The sequence below is a fragment of the Paenibacillus sp. NPDC056722 genome (assembly GCF_042790635.1).
Lineage (GTDB): Bacteria > Bacillota > Bacilli > Paenibacillales > Paenibacillaceae > Paenibacillus_AQ > Paenibacillus_AQ agri.
In genome coordinates, this window is the sequence record NZ_JBHTYV010000012.1 from 77304 (window position 1) to 95619 (window position 18316).

The window sequence follows — 18316 nt, forward strand, 5'->3', positions numbered from 1 at the left end:
TTCTGCAGTAAATAAGGTTGAGTGATTAAGAAGTGGAATGGATAGAATGACGCCTGAAATCAAAATTCCAGAAAGAAGTGAAACGCAAAGAAATGAGTTGAGATAGGAAACTTAGACAAGGTTACAAACGGGGAAACGGGGTCGTTCTAATGACCTACCTTGACTGGAGAGGGCTCTCCATACCGGGTAAGTTATTCTTATTGTAAATTGTTCGCTAGCCGCCGTCAAAACCCTTTCTCACAGGAATGAAAAATAAGAAAATATAACCCTATTGCCTATTAAGCACATGAATCTCTTATCCTATTGATTAACCACTGCGCAGCATGTTGAAGAAAGTCGTTTTTCCAGGGCACAGCAGTGCATGCCGATCTTCAGCAAACGTTCAAAAAGTTGTGGCATAATAGGGTATCAGAACTTTGGAGGGATCGGAATGAAAGCTACCCAAGGCGTCAGGCTGCTGCTTGTTGATGATGAGCCGCATATTCTGCAGTTTCTGGAACTGGGTTTGGTCAATGAAGGTTTTGAAGTAAGAACGGCTCCCGACGGGCTGACCGCTATTGCCGAGGCCGCCGATTTCAAGCCGCATGTCGCCATTTTGGATGTCATGATGCCAGGAATGGACGGTTTCGAAGTGTGTCATTATCTCCGTTCAGAAGAGAACGATATCGCAGTGATTATGCTGACCGCCAAAGACGAGGTCGATGACCGGGTCAAAGGTCTGTCAATTGGTGCAGACGACTATATGATTAAGCCGTTCAGCTTTGAAGAGCTGCTGGCAAGAATACAAGCCCGGCTGCGCAACCAGTTCCCCGGTCTGCTGGGCGAGGTACGCCTCGGTTCCTTCCGCATTGACGGGAGAGGCAAGGAAATCCGTTTCCGCGGCGAGGTGCTGGAGCTGTCGCCCACCGAATATGAGCTGCTCCAGTATCTTGTAATGAACCATGGTCTCGTTCTTAGCAAACCCATGATTCTGGACAAGGTATGGGGCTATGATTTCGGCGGAGAGGAAAATATCGTAGAGGTGTATATCCGTTCCCTGCGCGAAAAGCTGGGCGATAAAGAACATCGTATTATCCGGACTCTGCGCGGTGCCGGCTACCGGGTGGATCTGGAATGACCGGGCCATCGCGTAAGGAGGGCAACATTGGAGTGACGGCGAGTAGACGAAATAGACTTCGCACGGTATGGGATCGTTTTGCTCCCCGCTCCCTCCGCAAACAGTTGTTGTCCATCTCGCTGCTGATCCTGTCCATGCTGCTGCTGCTCATTGGTATATTGCAATATATCCTTATGCGCAACTTCACCTATACGAACAGAGCAGAGGCTATGGAAGCTCAACTGCGGTCTGTTCCTCGTGAGTTCTTCTTTAACTTCTTAAATTATTCCTTGAGGGATGATGCAGGTACAAGCAAACCTAATGAGAATCTAGGCAGCGGCGGGAACGGTAGCCGCTTCGATAATCCGGCCGGAAGCATAGTGCCCGGCAACTTCCGCAACGGTACAGGACGGCCACTATTGCTGGACGCTCACGCGACCCTTGCCATTTACAGCTCGGATGGCACCTTCAAGGATTTTCAGCAAGATACGCTGTCTACGACGGCTGCTCCCAGATTAACCAATGAAGAATATCAGGAACTGATGAAGCGGACACCCGATCGGGCCACAGGTAAATATAAGCTGATCACCGCCGAAGACGGCAGCGAGCAGCTTGCTGTCTTCATGAATCTGGGCAGGCCGGGAAATTCAAGGCTGCTGCTGCAAATGACAGTGGAAACCGGTCCGCTGAAGGATATCATCCTCCAGCAGCTGCTCATCTTCGCTGCCTTGTCCCTGGCAGCCCTGCTCGCCGGCTTGTTCTTGTATCTGCCTGCGCTGCGAAAGACGCTCGTCCCCCTGTCCAATATGGGGGACGCCGCCCAGCGTATTGATGCCGGCAACCTGGATGTGCGGTTCCCGGTGTTTCAAGGACAGATGGAGATCGACAAGCTGTCCCAATCGTTCAACGCGATGCTTGAGCGTCTGGAGGTCTCTTTCCGCAACGAGCGGGAAGCCAAAGAGCAGATGCGGCGCTTCGCCGCTGACGCGTCTCATGAGCTGCGGACTCCCTTGACCTCCATCCACGGCTTTCTGGAGGTCCTGCTTCGCGGTGCTGCCGACAACAGCGAGCAGCTATACAGCGCCCTTAACAGCATGCACGGCGAATCGAAGCGGATCAACAAGCTGGTGGAGGACCTGCTGCTGTTGGCCCGTATGGACGGCGCACCGCAGCTGCGCCTGGCCGATCTTGAGCTCGGCGGCATTCTGAAAGAGATGACGCCAGGTCTGTTGCTGCTGGCCGGGAACCGCCGGATCAGCTTCGATATTGCCTACGGCATCCATGGTCTCTATGATGCCGACAAAATCAAACAGGTGATTCTGAACCTGTTCCACAATGCAGTGCAGCACACGGATGACCAGGAGGGCGCCATCCGCATCGCGCTGCACGCCCGGGGGCCGCGGGCGGAGCTGACCGTGAGCGACAATGGCTCCGGCATCACTGCAGAGCATCTGCCCCGCGTCTTTGACCGCTTCTACCGCAGCGATTCCTCCCGGACCCGCAAATACGGAGGGTCCGGGCTGGGCCTGTCGATCTCGAAGTCGATCGTCGAGGCCCACGGCGGGGACATCAGCGTCACCAGCATTCCTGGTGTAGAAACAGTCTTCAAGATATCCCTCCCTTGTCTGGAAGGAATAGCCAAATAGTGACTATTCAAGTTATAATAGCAAGTAACGGAGATACGCCGGAGCTTGCTATTTTTGTTGCCTGGGCAAGGTTATAGAAAGAGCTGGGAGCCACCGGTATATTTTACACACAGCTAGGATTTGTAAATATAGGCACATGCTTCGATGTAGTTTTACTGCTTTGAGGGTTCAAGGCGTTTAGGCTTCGTCAAACTTAGCATATGCTCTCGGAGCTGTTTTACTGCGCTGAAGGTTCGGGGTGATTAGGCAGGGGTTAGCACTAAAGGTTATTCATAAGAGAGGTGAATTCACAGTATGAAGAAGCTTCTATGGATATTATGTTCAACAGCGCTGGCAACTATCTTAATCACGGGATGCAATACCAATAAAGCGGAAAATGCAGCGATTCAAGCTGCTGAAACCTACAAAAATAAAGAATACAACGTAGCAGCCTCAGATAACCTGCTCTCTATCGAATCCATTGAAAAGCGGAATGAGGAAATGAAGCCCTTTTTTACAGAAAACTTTTCTGAAAAAGCAATTGCTACCCGCTATACAACCTTACCCGTAAGTGTAGCTCATACCCATCAGGCCTCGGTTACATCAGAGAATCTTAAATTCACAGTATTAGATCAGACGGATGATTGGACCGATTTAAAGTATACGGCTGACCTTGTCTTATTGGACCAAGAGAATAAGGAGAGTGTGCGGGTTCCGTTAGAAGGGATTTTGACTTTATTGCTTGTGGATGGCAAATGGCTTGTGCAAGGAGATCGGTTTGACAACGTTGCGTTTCAAAAACTGTTATAAACAAACTGTTTTTACGGTTGGGGGGCAGTTGGAGACCGGTCGAAGACTGGCTAGGGACTCGTTTGAGACTCGTTTGAGACTCGTTTGAGACTCGTTTGAGACTCGCTTGAGACTCGTTTGAGACTACTGAAGACCGGTTGAGTACTGCTTGAGACTCGTTTGAGACTACTGAAGACCGGTTGAGTACTGCTTGAGACTCGTTTGAGACTACTGAAGACCGGTTGAGTACTGCTTGAGACTGACTAGTGACTGGCTGCACTCAAGGTTTAGTCTGATTCACCGCCTATAACTGGATTTTCTCCCGCTAATTCCACCTCATACCCGAAAGCTCACTGCAATAACCGGAATTTCTCCAGTTATTATGGCCTTAAGAGGTTATATCTGCTAAATTACAGATGATTAACGGGAGAATTTCCAGCTAAATAATAAAAAACAGGATTTTCCTCCGGATTAACTGGAGAAAATCCTGTTACTGAAACGGAGATGCTCGCAGCGCAAACATTCGCTGCAAAGGCATCTCCTATTTTAGTAAAACGAACAAAGAGCAACAAAGCTCTTCTAATCCAACACCCCGGGCGAAGCTTTTCTGCATAAATACTTACATACATATACTTCCTTACCCGCTTCACTACTCGCTTCCTTCCTTAGTCCCATACTTGCTTTCTTGGTCCCTTCCTCACGCACTTCCTTCTTTCTTCACTTCTTTACTTACTGCTATCCTTCTTGACCGTTATTTGTTCAGCTGAATCTTGCGCTTCTCCGGAACCACCTGCGGCTGGCCTCCGTATACTTCTTGCACGATATACAGCGGACGTCCTTTAGTCTCGTCGTAAATGCGGCCGACATACTCTCCGAGAATGCCGAGCATGACCAGCACGAATCCGTTGAACGTCAGGGTGATGCCGATCATCGATGCCCAGCCTTTTACCACAGAATCCGTGAAAATAGCCAGATACAGCACATACATCAGGTAGAGAAAACCAGCAGCTGACAGTACCCCGCCAAGATACCCTGCTAGCTTCAGCGGCTTGTACGAGAAAGATGTGATACCGTCCAGAGAAAGTTTGATCATGCGCTTCAGCGGATATTTGGTCTCACCAGCAAGGCGTTCGTCGCGTTCATATTCAATGGCTTTTTGCCGAAAACCAACCCAGCTGACGAGCCCGCGTACAAAGCGGTTTTTCTCAGGCAGGCGCTTTAGCTGGTCACAAACTTTACGGTCGATAAGGCGGAAATCGCCCGTATCTACCGGGATTGATATATCCGTGGAATAGCGCAGTACCCGGTAAAAGAGGCTTGCCGTCCATTTTTTGAACAACGATTCCCCGCGTCGCTTCACCCGTTTGGCATATACCACTTCAAAGCCTACTTTCCACTCTTCTATCATTTCCAGAATCAGCTCAGGCGGGTCTTGAAGATCGGCGTCAATAATGACAATCGCATCGCCTTGGGCATAATCCATGCCTGCCGTGATCGCCACCTGATGCCCGAAGTTACGGGACAGGTCGATCAAGCGGACACTCTCATCCCAGTAGCTATACTCCTCGATCATCTCTGCGCAATGGTCGGTGCTGCCGTCATTGACGAAAAGAAGCTCGTACGGCTCGCCTGTTGTGCCCATTACTTTTTTGATCCGCCGGTATGTCTCCTGAATGACTGCCTCCTCGTTGAACATCGGTATGATAATGGAATAGCGTATGGTTGTACTCATGGTCGCTACCTCCTTTAAAGGGAATGATCAAGCACGCCCGGCACCTCTCGGGCCGCAGCGTGCTTGCTTGTTACGGTCAAAGTCATCCGTTATTTCAAAGTAACCTCATATAGGGTGCCGCTGTTGGCAGTTGTACCTGCTCCCTGCCAATCCGCCGCCGGAATTTCGGTTCCATTCTCGGTAATCCAGGCTGTCAGTTCACTGTTTCCACCGCGACCACCGCCCATTCCACCGCCGGAAATGAGGAAATATTTCACTTTTCCACTCTCCACCAATGCTTTCAGAGAGTCAGGCGTGTATACCTGGTCAGAAGCATTAAATCCGTTAAGAATCACTACGGACGCATTGTTGTCGATGATATAAGGTCCGGCAGTCCCATAATCCATGGCTGCGAACAAGTATTGTTCGCCGGAATTATGCTCCTCCAGATAAATCAGTAGAGCTTCGTTAACCCCTTCGCTGCCGCGCCCGCCGAAGCCGCCCCTACCGCCAGCAAAGTTGCCTGCACCTCCACCGAAGTTACCAGTGCCACCACCAAAGCTGCCCGTACTGCCACCAAAGTTAGCCCCGCCGCCTAGTGCATTTGGATCGTTGCCACTGGCATTGAGACCAGTATTCATGCGCAGACCGCCGCCCGGGCCAGTGTTGCTGTCAGGTCCCGCAGCCGGGGTCATACTGTTGGAACCATAGGCAATCGGCGTTACCGCCCAGTAGAGGGGGCCGATCAATAACACCAGCAGCCCGGCAACCGCCGTTACATGCACGAATGATTGCTCTTTACCCTTGAAAATAACGAGCAGCAGGGTCGCTGCAATGCCCGCAGCCAAAATCCCGATGGACCATCCGCTGCCGATAGTACTGTTGTAAGGGTGAAGAATATACCACTGCAAGACCACCGTGGCCAATATGGCTGCGGGGAGCAGCCAGGAACGCCAGCCGGAGCGCTCACGATACTGACTCCACAGCTGTATCCAGCCTGCACCAGCCAGCGCGGCAATCGGTGGAGCCATCATGATTAGATAATACTGGTGGAAGAACCCGGCGATGCTAAAAAAGCCCATTACCGGAACCAGCCATGCCAACCAGAATATTGCCTCTTTATGCTTCTGCGTGAAGTTTCTTCTGCGCAGACTGGCGAACAGCCCGATGCAAGCAAAAGCTACGAGTGGCAGCAGCCAGCTAGCCTGACCAGACAGGTCGGACTGGAAGAGCCGCAGCGGTCCGGGTGTACCTGTGTGGAACATTCCACCAGCACCGCCGAATCCCCCTTGACCTCCCTGGCCCCAGTCCCGTTGTCGCCCATCGGGGTTCATGCCATTCCCCGGAGGAAATCCCTGTACCCCTCCGTTCATCTGGCCACCGGTAGAACCTCCGCCTGGCTGTCCTCCCTGTCCTGCTCCTTGCCCGTCGTTTACTGCGTCTTGCCGTCCTCCCTGCCCCGCTCCTTGCCCGTCGTTGACTACGCCTTGCTGACCGTCCGCAGCACCAGTGCCCGCAGCCATGCCGCTGCTTCTGCCGCCCATGCCTCGGGCGCCATTTGTGCCCCTTCCAGCCATTCCTCCCATCCCGGATCTGCCGCCATCTATCCCGGACGTGTTGCTATTTCCTCCGCCCATCCCGGACGCGTTGCCGTTACCGCCGTCCACCCCGGACGCGTTACCATTGCCCCCATCCGGCGCTTCGCCATTCCATGCAGGCATCCCGTTCATATTAGACATGCCACCACCGCCAAACTCGGCACCCGTGCTGCGGTCTCCCGTTAACCGTGAGACTCCGTTATACCCAAAAGCCAGATTGAGCACAGAATTGGTGCCACTGCTTCCTATAAAGGGACGCTTATCCGCCGGTATAGAGTCGACAACTACCGCCCATGACAATGAAACTACCAGCATGACTGCTGTGCTTGCTGCCAGTACAGCTGTTTTTCGCTTCCAGTCCACCTTGGCTGCCAGGAGATAAAACAGGTAGAATGCCGGAAGCACCATGTAAGCCTGCAGCATCTTTTCATTGAACCCGACTCCAATTAGTGCGAAGCCGGCAAGCAGACTGCCTATACGATTACTCTTAGTCCCTCTAAAAAGAAACCAGACTGCCAGCAGCAACGTGAATACCAGCATCGCATCAATGTTATTCGTGCGGCTAACCGCCGCAGCTACCGGAGTCGAAGCCATCACCAGTGCGGCAATGCGTGCAGCGCTTCTACCGTAGGTTGGTTTAACCAGCAGATATACTAGCAAAACTGAACCCACTCCAGCCAGCGCCTGCGGTAAAATCACACTCCAGCCATGTAGCCCGAAAATCAGGGCAAAGAGGCTCTGAATCCAGAACGTTACCGGCGGCTTATCCACCGTTACCGAACCTGCCGAATCCAGGGAAGCAAAAAAGAAATTATGAAAGCTCTGCAGCATACTCCCTACAGCTGTTGTGTAATAGGTATTAACATAGTGGTCATTCCAAATGCCATAGCCATACAGAAATGCTGCAAGGAGCAGAATAAAAGGTAAAATAAGATCCGGTCCCTGCTTTTTGATCGTTGACATACGTCCCCCACACTCCCATCTCTCTTGAACTTATTTTGCGGTATGCCGCTACTTCGTTTCGATGATCCATGTTCCGCAGATGTAGTATCGCATCCGTACCTTAATGGACAATGAGTGCCCGCTGAATGTTTGCTGAATAACATTTTCAGGGACGTTGCAACGGTGGCAACTATCTGAACAACTACATTGGCTACACACTGCAATGACTACAATAGTTACAATGGTTGCAGCCGTTTCAGCCGTTTCAGTCGCTGCAATAGCACAACGCAAAAAGCCCCCTGCCCTTTTCCGGGCGAGCGGAGCTTCCTTCTAATATTTTTATTCCTCTATAAGCCAAGCAAAAGAAATTAACAAAAAGCGAAGATTAGCGAAGAGGTAAATTTGGAACTGTAGGCACAAAGCGCTCGCCTGAAAGCTTTCCATAAGAACTGTCGCAAACTTCGTTTGAACGATCCCAGCACAATAAGGCCCAAAACGTCCGCCTGAAAGCTTTCCATAGGTAAGCTAGTACCAGAACATATACTGTCAACAAATTTCAACCACTAGAAGCAGTGTATCCCCTTCACCTTCGATCGTCTTAACAATGAAAAAGAGGGGGCACCTCCCTAACTAACGGCATTTTTGTACCTTATTTTTCTTTTATTTGGGTAAAACAAGGAAATAAGGGCATTATTGTATCTTATTTTCCGAAAAAGCACGCCAGACGGGGTATTCTGGAAGATTTAAGGTGCAATATTGCACTTAATCTCCCCGAACCCTTAGCTAAAGAGGATTTAAGGTACGAAAATGCCGTTAATTACACTTCTTATGTAAACCTTCTTTTTTCTTGGCTATGTTTGTTAATTTAAATGCGCTCTACATAGTATTTTCCTTGGCTAACATTCAATTTGGATCCACGATCAATGTTAATGATTCATACTCAGAGAGAGGAACAATTTTTCTTGAAATTCTATTTAAAACAGCTCAAGCCCTACACAGAGCAGCCAGCTTGTTGACTGTATTCCAGTTGCGCTCCGTGATAGGCATGCCAAGGATTTTATCCACAGGGACTTTAAAAAGCGCCGACTTGCTCACACTGATCTCATACAATGTGTACATCTCCCTGCCGATAAAACGGATTTTGTCTGGGCCATCTTCATAAGGAAGCAGCTTCTCCAGCGCCTCCGCGGAAGGCTCCGCTGCCAAAAAAGAAACGTACAGCCGCTTGAAGTCCTCCGGCTCGCTCAGGTCAAACGGATTATCTGTGATAACCCGCTCCAATTCCTCCTGTGTCCGTATAATGACGGGACCCTCAAAGCCGAATACTTTCCCGATCTGCTGCTCAATCGCTTCGCCCACTGCACTATATGACGTTTCGCTGCTCTCGAAAACAACGTTGCCGCTCTGAATATACGTCCTGACATTCTCATAGCCTAGGGATTGGAACATCGCCTTCAAATCCTGCATCTTAATGATTTTGTTACCCCCGACATTAATCCCCCGAAGCAACGCGATATAGGTTGGCATCTCGTACACTTCCTTACTGAATTTGAAGTTAACCAGCGGTGAGCGTTGCCAGACGTTTACGAATCTCCCGGACCAATTGCTCTTTCTCAGCCGCTGGAAGCCACTCTGTTAACCGAGCTGCGGCGACTGGAAGAATCCAGCGCTCGATCTCTTCTCTAGTTTGCCCCGAGAGCTTCAGATATTCCCGTAAATAATCCTTTGTCAGGCGTTTTCTAATAAAGCCGATCACTAATTTGGCAATGGCGGGTGTCCCCTCAGGCACTACCCCCATGCTGAACATGACAACAGACCTTGCAGCATCTCCGGCTGGATCTCCAGCAAGACCGGTCATCCAATCGATAATCCATACCTGCCCATCCATCAGTATATTATCCGGGTGAAAATCGCCATGACACAGCTTGCCGCCCACCGGAAGAGTATCCAGATAGGAGAGAATGGCTTGTTTCTCCGATTCATTTAGCAGGGGTGCTTCGTGTATGCTCCACTTCAGCCTCTCCTTTTGCACTCCGAGGTCTTCACCTGCATCTAGCGTATGTAGATCATAATGCAGCTTTGCCAGCTTGCGGGCATATTGACCAACCTTCCATGGACTTTTGCCAAGTAAGGTCAATACTGACGAACCCTCAATCTGCTGAAACACAATGCCGCTCCGCCCCTCGACCTCTGCCAGCTCTATGGGCTGTGGAGTCCGAATCCCTTGGGTATGTGCGTACACGCTGATACTATATTCCCTCGTTACCTGATCTGCCGGAATCCCTTCCCGGTACAATTTCAGCACCTTACGATCCCCATACTCCCAAATCTCCGCTGTTCTGCCCTCTCCAACCAGCTTTCCCTTCATGCCGTTTCCCCCATTTCCGAATGGTTCAGCACGTGACTATGGATTACTGCTTTAGACAACGCTGGAAAAATTCATGATACATATTAATAATGACAATAAGTATGGCCAATGACTCTTTGACGTTCCCAACTTCCAGAGAGTGATTGGCATCGTCAATCCGGTATACCTTAATATTACGCAGTCCGGCCAGTTCACGGGAATGTGGCTCACTGAACAATGGATCGGCGCTGCCGTAGATCACACTCCCCCGGCTTTGTTCAATTAATGGCAGTGCATCCGGGATCGGGGTTAGATACAGATGCTCAATCTGTTGGCTGGCCTTCAGAGTAGCGGCGGTTTTGCCGGCAATGACCGTACCAATACTTTTGCTGATGAACAATATCTTCTCATACTTAGGCACAGAGGTGATGGCATTCGTACACTCTTCAACAATGATGCCAATATCCTCTCGCTTCATCTCTACTCTGGCGCTCTGATAGCCATATTCGAGCTGAAGGATGTCACAGTTATACTCCGCAGCTACCTTGGCGGCATATTCCAGCAGCGGGCGTTCTGCCGAATAATTTTTGCCGGGAAAAATAACCGCCAGTACCTTAGACCCTCGCGTAATATGCTTGTGCCGTACCTCCCTGCCCCAATATGAGGGCATTACAACGCTGTTAACACTCATAGATGACGCTCCCTCCTGTCAGCAATACGCTCACACGGTTTTGAAATATTTGAAGAAATCTATCGTCTCCTGATAATCCGCCTTATCCTTGTAGATGTTCATGAGCTTACCCAGTTCAAGGGCAAAATCCACATATCCATTAGGCAGGGCTGTCACTATATTCCGATCTACCATTACATTCGCTCCCGAAGTCGCTCCAGAGTTTTCCTCTTCCACACCAGCATTCGTAACAAATGACCTGTTGTTCAAAATGCCTGCGGCCTTGAGTACCGATACACCACCGCAAATGCCGCCAATGGCCTTCCCGGCCGCGTCCAGATCACGGAGCAGTTTAAGTAAGGTTTCCTCTTTGACAATCTCCTCTGTCTCGCCACCAGGGATAATCAGAAGATCAATATCTTGGACGTTTACCTCTTGAAGCGTCTTTGCCGGATTCACGGAGAAGCCCTCGCAGGAATTCACTGGTGAAGACCCAAGACCTAACGTGTAGACCTCACCTTGCATTCTCATAAAATAAGCAGCCAGCACAATCTCAAACTGCACGTAGCTGTCATAGATAAGAATATATGTATTCAATATATAAAGACTCCTTTCCACTGTATAGAAATCTTTCACATCATACTTGTCTATAAGTATAGCTATTTTACATAAACATTGGAAATGCGAAAAAAGCCTCCTCTTTTTCAATCGAACATGACCAAAGTTAATGCTCTCTATACTGTTGTTCACTATTTGCGATTCGTCAAAACCAAAGGAAGTGCGGTGATCCTGTGGTCGCTATTCACCTTCCTTACTACTCCTATGCTGAGTTCTTTTACTATGGTGCTGATTCGTTCTGCTTGACTTTACTGGCGACGATCTCAGCAACAATCCATAATAGAAGGGGAAAGAAAACCTGAAACGGGAGCGCGTATATTTTATAAGTATGGTAGGCAAAATTCTGCATCTGCATAATATCCTGATAGATGAAATCAGCCAGATAGACCATAAGAAGTCCCAATTGCAGCACAACAGACCGATAGCTCTTCAGCTTGAACACTTTGGCAACGCCTATACTGGCTACATAAAGGCACAGACTCACTTTGATATACAGCGCCGTGACAAAGAGAATCGCTGAGGAGCCCTCGATCCGGGTCAGGAAATCACCCACATTAATTCGGCTGACCGCCACGTAAGCCGGAAAATACAGGCTGGATAAAATATCCGGACCCAGTATCAGAAGATTACGGAAGATGACCACCATGATAACTCCTCCGCCCATGAGCAGTCCGCTGAAAAACACTTTTTTCGCCGAACCCTTTCCCGGCAGTGCCCGCAATACACCGAGAAAAATCACAATCTCACCGAACGGAAACGTGAACAGGCCCATAGCATCAGCCAGGATTGGACTCCAACCCGAATCAAGGACAGGCTTCAGATGGTGATATTCGAATTTAGGTATGGCCAGAATTTGCAGAAGTAAAAGGATCATAATTGTAAATAGCAGCAGAAACTTGGCACTTCGTCCCAACACCTCAATCCCCGAATAAACCGTCCAGACGCACAGTAGTCCGATACAGAGCATCGGTGCAATCATCGGAGTTTCTGTCAGGGCCACCGTCTCACTGAATTCGCCAAAATTCCGCAGCACCAGCGCTCCCAAATGCAGAGCATACCATATATATGTACAGGAAATAATTCGCCCGGCAATGCCGCCAAACATGGCAATCAGCATGTCGAACAGATTCTTACCCGGAAAAAGAACATGGAGCCTTGCATACACAAACATTAGAGGGACTGATAGGCTCATAGCGATCAACAGGGAAATCCAGGCACTGTTACCCGATCTCCCCGTCACCCCCATAAATAATGAGCTGCCGATAATAAACAGAACCGCGATACTGATAGACTGTCCTGACGGCAAAATCTCTTTATTCATACCTATCGCCCCCCTCCTTTTTCCCGGCAATTCAATTAATAAAAATGACTGACCAAGTTCACAATCACAGGGGAAGGACTAGGAACCTTCCAGTGCATGGACAGCGCAAACGCAATGCAGAAGGATACCAGACATAAGGCAGAGCACACATAGAAATCACGTTTCATCCCCCGCTTCAAGAGTCCATATGGATCGAGTAGCACAATAACCGCATACGCTAATACAACAAAGGCCCCCATATTAATCCCCTATCTTTATAGATCTTGTAGTTTTGGCGCTGCTGTTGATGGTAACCTGAGACCGGACAACGACCGCAAGCTTACTGAATTCATTGCTCCAATCCTTATTTATCTTTTTCCAGGTGGAAGGCATATTCTCATGGATTTTCTCCCCGAAACCAAACACATCGGCATGATATTCTTTCTGAACTTTGTGAATTAGATTCGTAATGTTCTCCTGCAGGATCTCCTCCGCACGTTCTTCAATAGCTTTCTTGGCGTCAAAATGGGTGAATCCATTTGAAGTCATCACTTCATCCAAATTCATTTGGGTCTCCATATCGACCTGTATCTGCAGTTTGTCATGAATCCAGGAGGGGCGGACCTTCGTTCTGCTGGACTGAATCTCAAGAGAGTAAACCGGATGTCCATCACCGGCATCTACCGGGAGAACACCACCCTTCACCTTGTCCTGGGCAAACAGCATGTATTTGCTCTCCGTTCCACTAAGCATGCCTACCATCTTGTCCTTGGAAAACACAGCTGTTCCGCTGACTCGCTCATTTTCCCGCCCATCCGCCCTGTGAACATAGATGAGCGGTGCCATCGCACTTTTCCCGGAGGACTCCAACTTGTCGATGAAGTCCCAAATTTCAACTACTGGAGCTGTACTGCTGTTTCGCTCATCCAGCATCATCTGCGCAAGCTCGAACGACATGATCGATTCCGAGGTACTATTCATCATCAAAATTTCCCGGGCTGTCTTCTCTTTCGAGACGAATATGTATACATCAGACCTTGTTCCCGTATCTCTGCTGTACCAGTCAATCACCTTGACCATCCCTTCCCGGGCAATCTCCTCACTGAGAATAATGACCTTGGCATGGCTCCAGAACAGCTTTTTACCAGTCATGCTGATCATATTCCTGACAATGTCGAACATCGTATCTCCGGCAAGCGTAAGAATTTTGAAACCTGCCTGTGTCTGTTGAAGTCCGCCCTTTGTGTCCACCATCTCTACTGTAAGCAGCAGTTTTCCGCTCTTCTCATCCTTGTCCAGAGCCACGCCCGCAACGATAGACATGTCATCCACTTCCTTGTAGTTCCAGCAGCCGAAGAGACTGAGAAGAGGCAAGAGCGACAGCAGAATAAATAGCACACGTCCAAGTCTGATCATGACCTCTTTCCTTTTTTGTCCATTGGCTTTCTGCGCATATTACGTGCCCCGATCATAGCCGGACGCAGGTACATATCCCACCACGGCGCCCGAATAATGGTATCTTTAATGTCTTGCGCCCGGATCGAGCCTACCCCGAGCATATAGGACACTCCGAAGGAACGCATGCTCATTAGGTGGATCACAAGACCAAGTAACCCGAAGAAATAACCGTATATCCCCAGAAAAAAGGACATCAGCAGCAGCACTACTCTGACCACGATTAGCGGCCCGGTGAGCCTGGGATTCAATAGTGTCGTTATGCCGGTCAGACCCACTACAATAACCATCGGTGCACTCACAATTCGGGCATCTACCGCTGCCTGACCCAGTACCAGCGCTCCTACAATGCTGACTGCCTGTCCAATGGATGTGGGAATTCTGGCTCCTGCCTCGCGCAGAATCTCGAATATCGTCAACATAATCAGCGCCTCAACAATGCTGGGAAAAGGAACGGACAATCGTGCAGTGGCAATACTAAGGAGCAATTGTGTGGGCAGCATCTCCTGACTGAACGTAACCAAAGCTACATACACTGCCGGGATACTGATAGACATAAAAGCACCCAATATCCGCAGAATCCGGTTAAACGAGGTAAAATAATAATTGAGATAATAATCCTCACTTGCCTGAAAGTTCTCTACAAACACATAGGGCAGGGTCAGGGCGAACGGGCTGCCCTCTATCATTATCGCGAACCGTCCCTCCATAATTTTGCTGACTACGGCATCCGGGCGTTCGGTGCTGCCAAGCATCTCGAATGGAGAATACGGCTCATCCCTGATTAACTCTGCGAGATAGCCTGTGTCCAGGATATGGTCAATCTCTACACGGGCAAGCCTCTCTTGAAGCTCCTTAAGAATATCTGGCGAAGCCAGACTTTCCATATAGCAGAGACAGGTCTGTGTTTTGGAGCGTGTTCCGATCTCACAAAATATAAATTTCAAATCCGCATTCTGCACCCTTCTTCGAATCAGTGTCAGGTTCACCAGCAGCGACTCTGTAAAGCCTTCCCGCGGCCCCCTTACCCCCTTCTCCGTCAGCGGCTCGGTAATCGCCCGGGTCTCCCACCCTTGAGCGTTAATATTAAGTGCGCCTGCACAACCATCCAACAGAAAAAGCGTCTTGCCTGCTACAATTGCACTAATTAGCTCATCCAGCTTCAATGCAACAACTACATCACTGATCTGTATAACCTGTGTTCGGATATTCTCCATCAGATGCTCCGGACTATAATGCTCAGCCCCAGTAAAAAGCGCTTCTGTTACGGGTCTGATAATTCCATCCTGAATCAGTTCACGGTCAATCATACCGTCAATATATACAAGTCCGAATCGGACTCTTCCAAATTGCTTGTTCTCCATCACTCTGATACGGAGGGTTCCGTCATTGCTGAATATCTGCCGCAGCCGAGCCAATGTCTCGTCGAGCGACTGGCCTAGTTCCTGTTCGGACACAGCAGTAGTCGAAGAATGGGGCAACGCTGAGTTACGGTTGTCATCGGATTTCGAGCTCTTCACGCCAGTCACTCCTGTCAGTGCTTTTGTTGAAATTATCCCCTGAGGCTCTTTATCCTATGCACCAAAATTATACTTTCATAGAACAGCCAAACCCGGATTTCCACAAAAAAAAGCCGCCGCAGCGACCCCTCGACCATAGCAATATGATCTAATAAGATATAATAAATATTAATTATGTATTATTTCATTGGAGGAGTTTTGATAATGACACCATTCACCAAACAGGTCATAGAAGTTATACAGTCCATCCCTGAGGGCAAGGTCATGACCTATGGAGGGGTAGCCCGCGCTGCTGGCAGCCCTAGAGCTGCGAGACAGGTCGTCCGCATCCTCCATTCCATGAGCCGCAAATATAAGCTACCCTGGCACCGAGTGGTTAATGCCAAGGGCATGATTGCCCTCACCGAAGATGAGGCTGGGACGATGCAGCGACTTTATCTGGAGGATGAAGGAATCCTGTTCGACATTAAAGGTGTCATCAACCTTGAGCAGTTTCAATACCAGCCTGTGGAGATTCAGAATTAACCCCGGCCTCTGGAACGCTGCTGTCCTGCCCCATTCCCTAGCACATTCAGCAAACAATACATTGTCGCATAAATCACCAGTAGCACCAGCGCTATGAACAGACTGAAAAAGACCGATTGTCGGTTCAGGCTATCGAGCACGAGTTGATAAAGCTGGTGCCTGTCGGTAAGCACATCCCAGCTGTTGAGCCGGTACACCCTGCCAAGCAGAACTCCGTATCCGCCCAGCACACAGGCCGCGAGAACGAATATCCAGGACATCAGCAAATTGCTTTTGCGGTAGATTACCGCCTGGAATTGATATAGTGAGAAGAAGCCTGTCAGCCAGCCACTCCAGGTGAACAGCAGCAGCATGACCATATCATACCAATACCGGTTCTGAATCACTCCGTGGACAATATATCTTCCCTTCTGGGCCGTCAAGTGTACAAGATCAGTCATCAAATAAGGCGCATTCGGGAAAAACAGCAGCCAGGCCACTCCCAGCGGAAGCAGCAATATTCCCCCGATCCTCCGCTTATCCAGCTCATGGGCAGCCATTGAGAACAGAAAGGGAATCCAGGCCAGGAACAGATTCCAGATCAGAAAAGCATAGAACGAGTCGGTCTGAAGCGATACCACACGGTATACCCCAAGTGTAGCCACTGACAGGCCTGCCAACAGCAAGAATACTTTTGAATAATTCAGTTCCTTCATAAGGCACAATCTCCTTATCTTCTAGATCGAATGTTCAATTACCCTACATTGTACAGATTTGGCACGGGGTAGTCTATGCCAAAAAGGACTGCTCCCGAGGCCACAGTGGCTTGAAACAGTCCTTTTGTTATGATCGTCACCGCAGATATCATGTTCATTTATTACACTGCTATTCACCGCGCATGCCTTCCAGAAGGGAGATCGCATTGACCAGATGGTTATCGAAAATTTGCCTCGCTACAGCCAAAAGATCCTTAATCAGAGGGTCACGAAGAGAGTAAATCACGGAGGTGCCTTCCTTCACACTGACGACTACATTCTTCGCACGCAGAACGGCTAGCTGCTGGGATACAGCAGAACCTTCCGAACCCAGAATGGCTTGCAATTCGTTCACATTCTTCTCGCCTTCACTCAGAAGCTCCAGAATGCGGATACGCATCGGATGGGCCAGCGCCTTGAAAAACTCCGTCTTAAATTGCTGAATTTCGTAGTTCATAGACATTTTCTCCTCGAATAGCATTACTTCTGAAATCTAATGCTATCATAGCATAGCCTTATCGTGTCATAAACTACCGGCCCCGAAATGTGGTTTATTCTATCTCCCTCTTTCAGCTAAACAACAATCGGATAAATGCCCGGTTCTTTCACTGAAATACTAACAAAGATCCCCAAGGCCATCGGTTCGCCCAGACTCTCGAACATGAGTACACTCTCACCAAGCCGCAGATAGCCCGTTCCGTCCTCGTCGATATCCTCCAGAACACCGGTAAAGACAACCCTGTCCCCATCCATGGCAATCCCAGACTCCCCCTTGTCGGCAGGAACGATATCCACCCATCGCATGAAAAGCTGGGTCAGCTCGAACTCCACGTCGATCTCTTCCAGCGGTGATGCATGTGCACCATGCCAAATCCCCCGGCCTTCTCCGTATGCTGAAGTGAAGAAAATTTCATTCTTCCTGAGCCCGTTCCGGGCCACTGTTATTCTCATTTCATAATCTCCATCCGTATAAGTATTCAACATTATTATACATGAGCCTTGGAACGAAGGGGATTCTTGGTATAGAAAAGGGATGTCCCCGCAATGGCAGCATGGGACACCCCTTGATTCGTAATCTTTTATCTGACCTGCTCCGCGTTGTAGACCTTAACATCCAGCGGTGCGGACAGGAATTCGCCAGCCTGACCGGCAAATCCTGTGAAATGACTGCTGGCATTATGGGCTGCTACGGCCTCGGCATCGCGCCAGGTTTCCACCATGATGAATACATTATCCTGTCCGGACTGCTCGTACAACTCGTAGGCGAGGTTGCCTTCTTCTGTCTGTGAAGAGGCAATCAGAGGCTTAACCTCTGTCAGGAACTGCTCGCGGCGCTCAGGCTTCACATGAAAAACAGCATGAATAATAATCATCTTCTGTCAGCTC

At 49.4% G+C, this 18316-nt stretch carries 19 protein-coding genes; 4 read left to right on the top strand and 15 right to left on the bottom strand.

What is annotated here, in order from left to right; genetic code table 11:
- Positions 1–430: 430 nt before the first annotated feature.
- The 3 genes from ACFRAM_RS22980 (at position 431) to ACFRAM_RS22990 (ending at position 3531) form a co-directional block, all read left to right on the top strand.
- Positions 431–1117 (top strand): response regulator transcription factor, encoded by a 687-nt coding sequence (locus ACFRAM_RS22980; RefSeq protein ID WP_379468440.1) that lies wholly within the window; start codon positions 431–433, stop codon positions 1115–1117.
- Positions 1114–2742, top strand: coding sequence for a sensor histidine kinase (locus ACFRAM_RS22985; protein ID WP_379468442.1), 1629 nt, complete (start codon positions 1114–1116; stop codon positions 2740–2742). The genes ACFRAM_RS22980 and ACFRAM_RS22985 overlap by 4 nt, the downstream gene beginning before the upstream one ends.
- 294 nt (positions 2743–3036) lie before the next feature.
- Complete coding sequence (locus tag ACFRAM_RS22990; RefSeq protein WP_379468444.1) at positions 3037–3531, top strand: hypothetical protein; 495 nt, start codon at positions 3037–3039, stop codon at positions 3529–3531.
- A gap of 389 nt (positions 3532–3920) precedes the next feature.
- Here ACFRAM_RS22990 and ACFRAM_RS22995 read toward each other — a convergent pair whose 3' ends face one another.
- The 11 genes from ACFRAM_RS22995 to ACFRAM_RS23045 all read right to left on the bottom strand — a co-directional run bounded on the left by ACFRAM_RS22995 (position 3921) and on the right by ACFRAM_RS23045 (position 15671).
- Positions 3921–4160, bottom strand: coding sequence for a hypothetical protein (locus ACFRAM_RS22995; RefSeq protein WP_379468446.1), 240 nt, complete (start codon positions 4158–4160; stop codon positions 3921–3923).
- 101 nt (positions 4161–4261) lie between these two features.
- Positions 4262–5242 carry a glycosyltransferase family 2 protein gene (locus tag ACFRAM_RS23000; protein ID WP_379468448.1) on the bottom strand — a complete coding sequence of 327 codons (981 nt, stop codon included), beginning with the start codon at positions 5240–5242 and terminating at the stop codon, positions 4262–4264.
- Positions 5243–5331: 89 nt separating this feature from the next.
- The gene (locus ACFRAM_RS23005) at positions 5332–7782 is read right to left on the bottom strand and encodes a glycosyltransferase family 39 protein (RefSeq protein ID WP_379468450.1); all 2451 of its coding nucleotides are present in this window, start codon (positions 7780–7782) and stop codon (positions 5332–5334) included.
- Between the two features lie 963 nt (positions 7783–8745).
- Complete coding sequence (locus ACFRAM_RS23010) at positions 8746–9288, bottom strand: DUF1697 domain-containing protein (RefSeq protein ID WP_379468452.1); 543 nt, start codon at positions 9286–9288, stop codon at positions 8746–8748.
- A gap of 28 nt (positions 9289–9316) precedes the next feature.
- The gene (locus ACFRAM_RS23015; protein WP_379468453.1) at positions 9317–10129 is read right to left on the bottom strand and encodes a phosphotransferase family protein; all 813 of its coding nucleotides are present in this window, start codon (positions 10127–10129) and stop codon (positions 9317–9319) included.
- 43 nt (positions 10130–10172) lie between these two features.
- A complete protein-coding gene (locus ACFRAM_RS23020) occupies positions 10173–10799 on the bottom strand; it encodes an alpha/beta hydrolase (protein WP_175372180.1) in 627 nt (208 codons plus the stop codon).
- 30 nt (positions 10800–10829) lie between these two features.
- Positions 10830–11375, bottom strand: a complete 546-nt coding sequence (locus tag ACFRAM_RS23025; protein ID WP_379468454.1) for a DJ-1/PfpI family protein — start codon at positions 11373–11375, stop codon at positions 10830–10832.
- 241 nt (positions 11376–11616) lie between these two features.
- Entirely contained in the window at positions 11617–12717 is a 1101-nt protein-coding gene (locus ACFRAM_RS23030) for a GerAB/ArcD/ProY family transporter (RefSeq protein WP_379468456.1), read from the bottom strand.
- A 35-nt stretch (positions 12718–12752) separates the two neighbouring features.
- Positions 12753–12956, bottom strand: coding sequence for a hypothetical protein (locus ACFRAM_RS23035; protein ID WP_175372183.1), 204 nt, complete (start codon positions 12954–12956; stop codon positions 12753–12755).
- A gap of 1 nt (position 12957) precedes the next feature.
- Entirely contained in the window at positions 12958–14112 is a 1155-nt protein-coding gene (locus ACFRAM_RS23040) for a Ger(x)C family spore germination protein (protein ID WP_379468458.1), read from the bottom strand.
- Positions 14109–15671, bottom strand: a complete 1563-nt coding sequence (locus ACFRAM_RS23045) for a spore germination protein (RefSeq protein ID WP_217622393.1) — start codon at positions 15669–15671, stop codon at positions 14109–14111. The genes ACFRAM_RS23040 and ACFRAM_RS23045 overlap by 4 nt, the downstream gene beginning before the upstream one ends.
- Positions 15672–15875: 204 nt before the next feature.
- On the opposite strand from ACFRAM_RS23045, the gene ACFRAM_RS23050 reads away from it, so the two are divergent.
- Positions 15876–16196 carry an MGMT family protein gene (locus tag ACFRAM_RS23050; protein ID WP_379468462.1) on the top strand — a complete coding sequence of 107 codons (321 nt, stop codon included), beginning with the start codon at positions 15876–15878 and terminating at the stop codon, positions 16194–16196.
- On the opposite strand, the gene ACFRAM_RS23055 is transcribed toward ACFRAM_RS23050, so the two are convergent.
- The 4 genes from ACFRAM_RS23055 to ACFRAM_RS23070 all read right to left on the bottom strand — a co-directional run bounded on the left by ACFRAM_RS23055 (position 16193) and on the right by ACFRAM_RS23070 (position 18303).
- Positions 16193–16891, bottom strand: a complete 699-nt coding sequence (locus tag ACFRAM_RS23055; protein ID WP_379468464.1) for a DUF1361 domain-containing protein — start codon at positions 16889–16891, stop codon at positions 16193–16195. The genes ACFRAM_RS23050 and ACFRAM_RS23055 overlap by 4 nt on opposite strands.
- Positions 16892–17060: 169 nt before the next feature.
- Complete coding sequence (locus ACFRAM_RS23060; RefSeq protein WP_175372188.1) at positions 17061–17387, bottom strand: ArsR/SmtB family transcription factor; 327 nt, start codon at positions 17385–17387, stop codon at positions 17061–17063.
- Positions 17388–17503: 116 nt separating this feature from the next.
- Positions 17504–17881: a hypothetical protein gene (locus ACFRAM_RS23065; RefSeq protein ID WP_379468478.1), complete on the bottom strand. Its 378-nt coding sequence runs from the start codon at positions 17879–17881 to the stop codon at positions 17504–17506.
- Positions 17882–18009: 128 nt separating this feature from the next.
- Entirely contained in the window at positions 18010–18303 is a 294-nt protein-coding gene (locus ACFRAM_RS23070; RefSeq protein WP_379468480.1) for a putative quinol monooxygenase, read from the bottom strand.
- Positions 18304–18316 lie beyond the last annotated feature (13 nt).

Bases quoted from the DNA above. Each gene is read 5' to 3' on its own strand.
- ACFRAM_RS23065 (WP_379468478.1), bottom strand. From the start codon at position 17,881: ATGAGAATAACAGTGGCCCGGAACGGGCTCAGGAAGAATGAAATTTTC.
- ACFRAM_RS23050 (WP_379468462.1), top strand. From the start codon at position 15,876: ATGACACCATTCACCAAACAGGTCATAGAAGTTATACAGTCCATCCCT.
- ACFRAM_RS22980 (WP_379468440.1), top strand. From the start codon at position 431: ATGAAAGCTACCCAAGGCGTCAGGCTGCTGCTTGTTGATGATGAGCCG.
- ACFRAM_RS23000 (WP_379468448.1), bottom strand. From the start codon at position 5,242: ATGAGTACAACCATACGCTATTCCATTATCATACCGATGTTCAACGAG.
- ACFRAM_RS23070 (WP_379468480.1), bottom strand. From the start codon at position 18,303: ATGATTATTATTCATGCTGTTTTTCATGTGAAGCCTGAGCGCCGCGAG.
- ACFRAM_RS22990 (WP_379468444.1), top strand. From the start codon at position 3,037: ATGAAGAAGCTTCTATGGATATTATGTTCAACAGCGCTGGCAACTATC.
- ACFRAM_RS23030 (WP_379468456.1), bottom strand. From the start codon at position 12,717: ATGAATAAAGAGATTTTGCCGTCAGGACAGTCTATCAGTATCGCGGTT.
- ACFRAM_RS23020 (WP_175372180.1), bottom strand. From the start codon at position 10,799: ATGAGTGTTAACAGCGTTGTAATGCCCTCATATTGGGGCAGGGAGGTA.
- ACFRAM_RS23055 (WP_379468464.1), bottom strand. From the start codon at position 16,891: ATGAAGGAACTGAATTATTCAAAAGTATTCTTGCTGTTGGCAGGCCTG.
- ACFRAM_RS22985 (WP_379468442.1), top strand. From the start codon at position 1,114: ATGACCGGGCCATCGCGTAAGGAGGGCAACATTGGAGTGACGGCGAGT.
- ACFRAM_RS23035 (WP_175372183.1), bottom strand. From the start codon at position 12,956: ATGGGGGCCTTTGTTGTATTAGCGTATGCGGTTATTGTGCTACTCGAT.
- ACFRAM_RS23060 (WP_175372188.1), bottom strand. From the start codon at position 17,387: ATGAACTACGAAATTCAGCAATTTAAGACGGAGTTTTTCAAGGCGCTG.
- ACFRAM_RS23005 (WP_379468450.1), bottom strand. From the start codon at position 7,782: ATGTCAACGATCAAAAAGCAGGGACCGGATCTTATTTTACCTTTTATT.
- ACFRAM_RS23015 (WP_379468453.1), bottom strand. From the start codon at position 10,129: ATGAAGGGAAAGCTGGTTGGAGAGGGCAGAACAGCGGAGATTTGGGAG.
- ACFRAM_RS23010 (WP_379468452.1), bottom strand. From the start codon at position 9,288: ATGCCAACCTATATCGCGTTGCTTCGGGGGATTAATGTCGGGGGTAAC.
- ACFRAM_RS23040 (WP_379468458.1), bottom strand. From the start codon at position 14,112: ATGATCAGACTTGGACGTGTGCTATTTATTCTGCTGTCGCTCTTGCCT.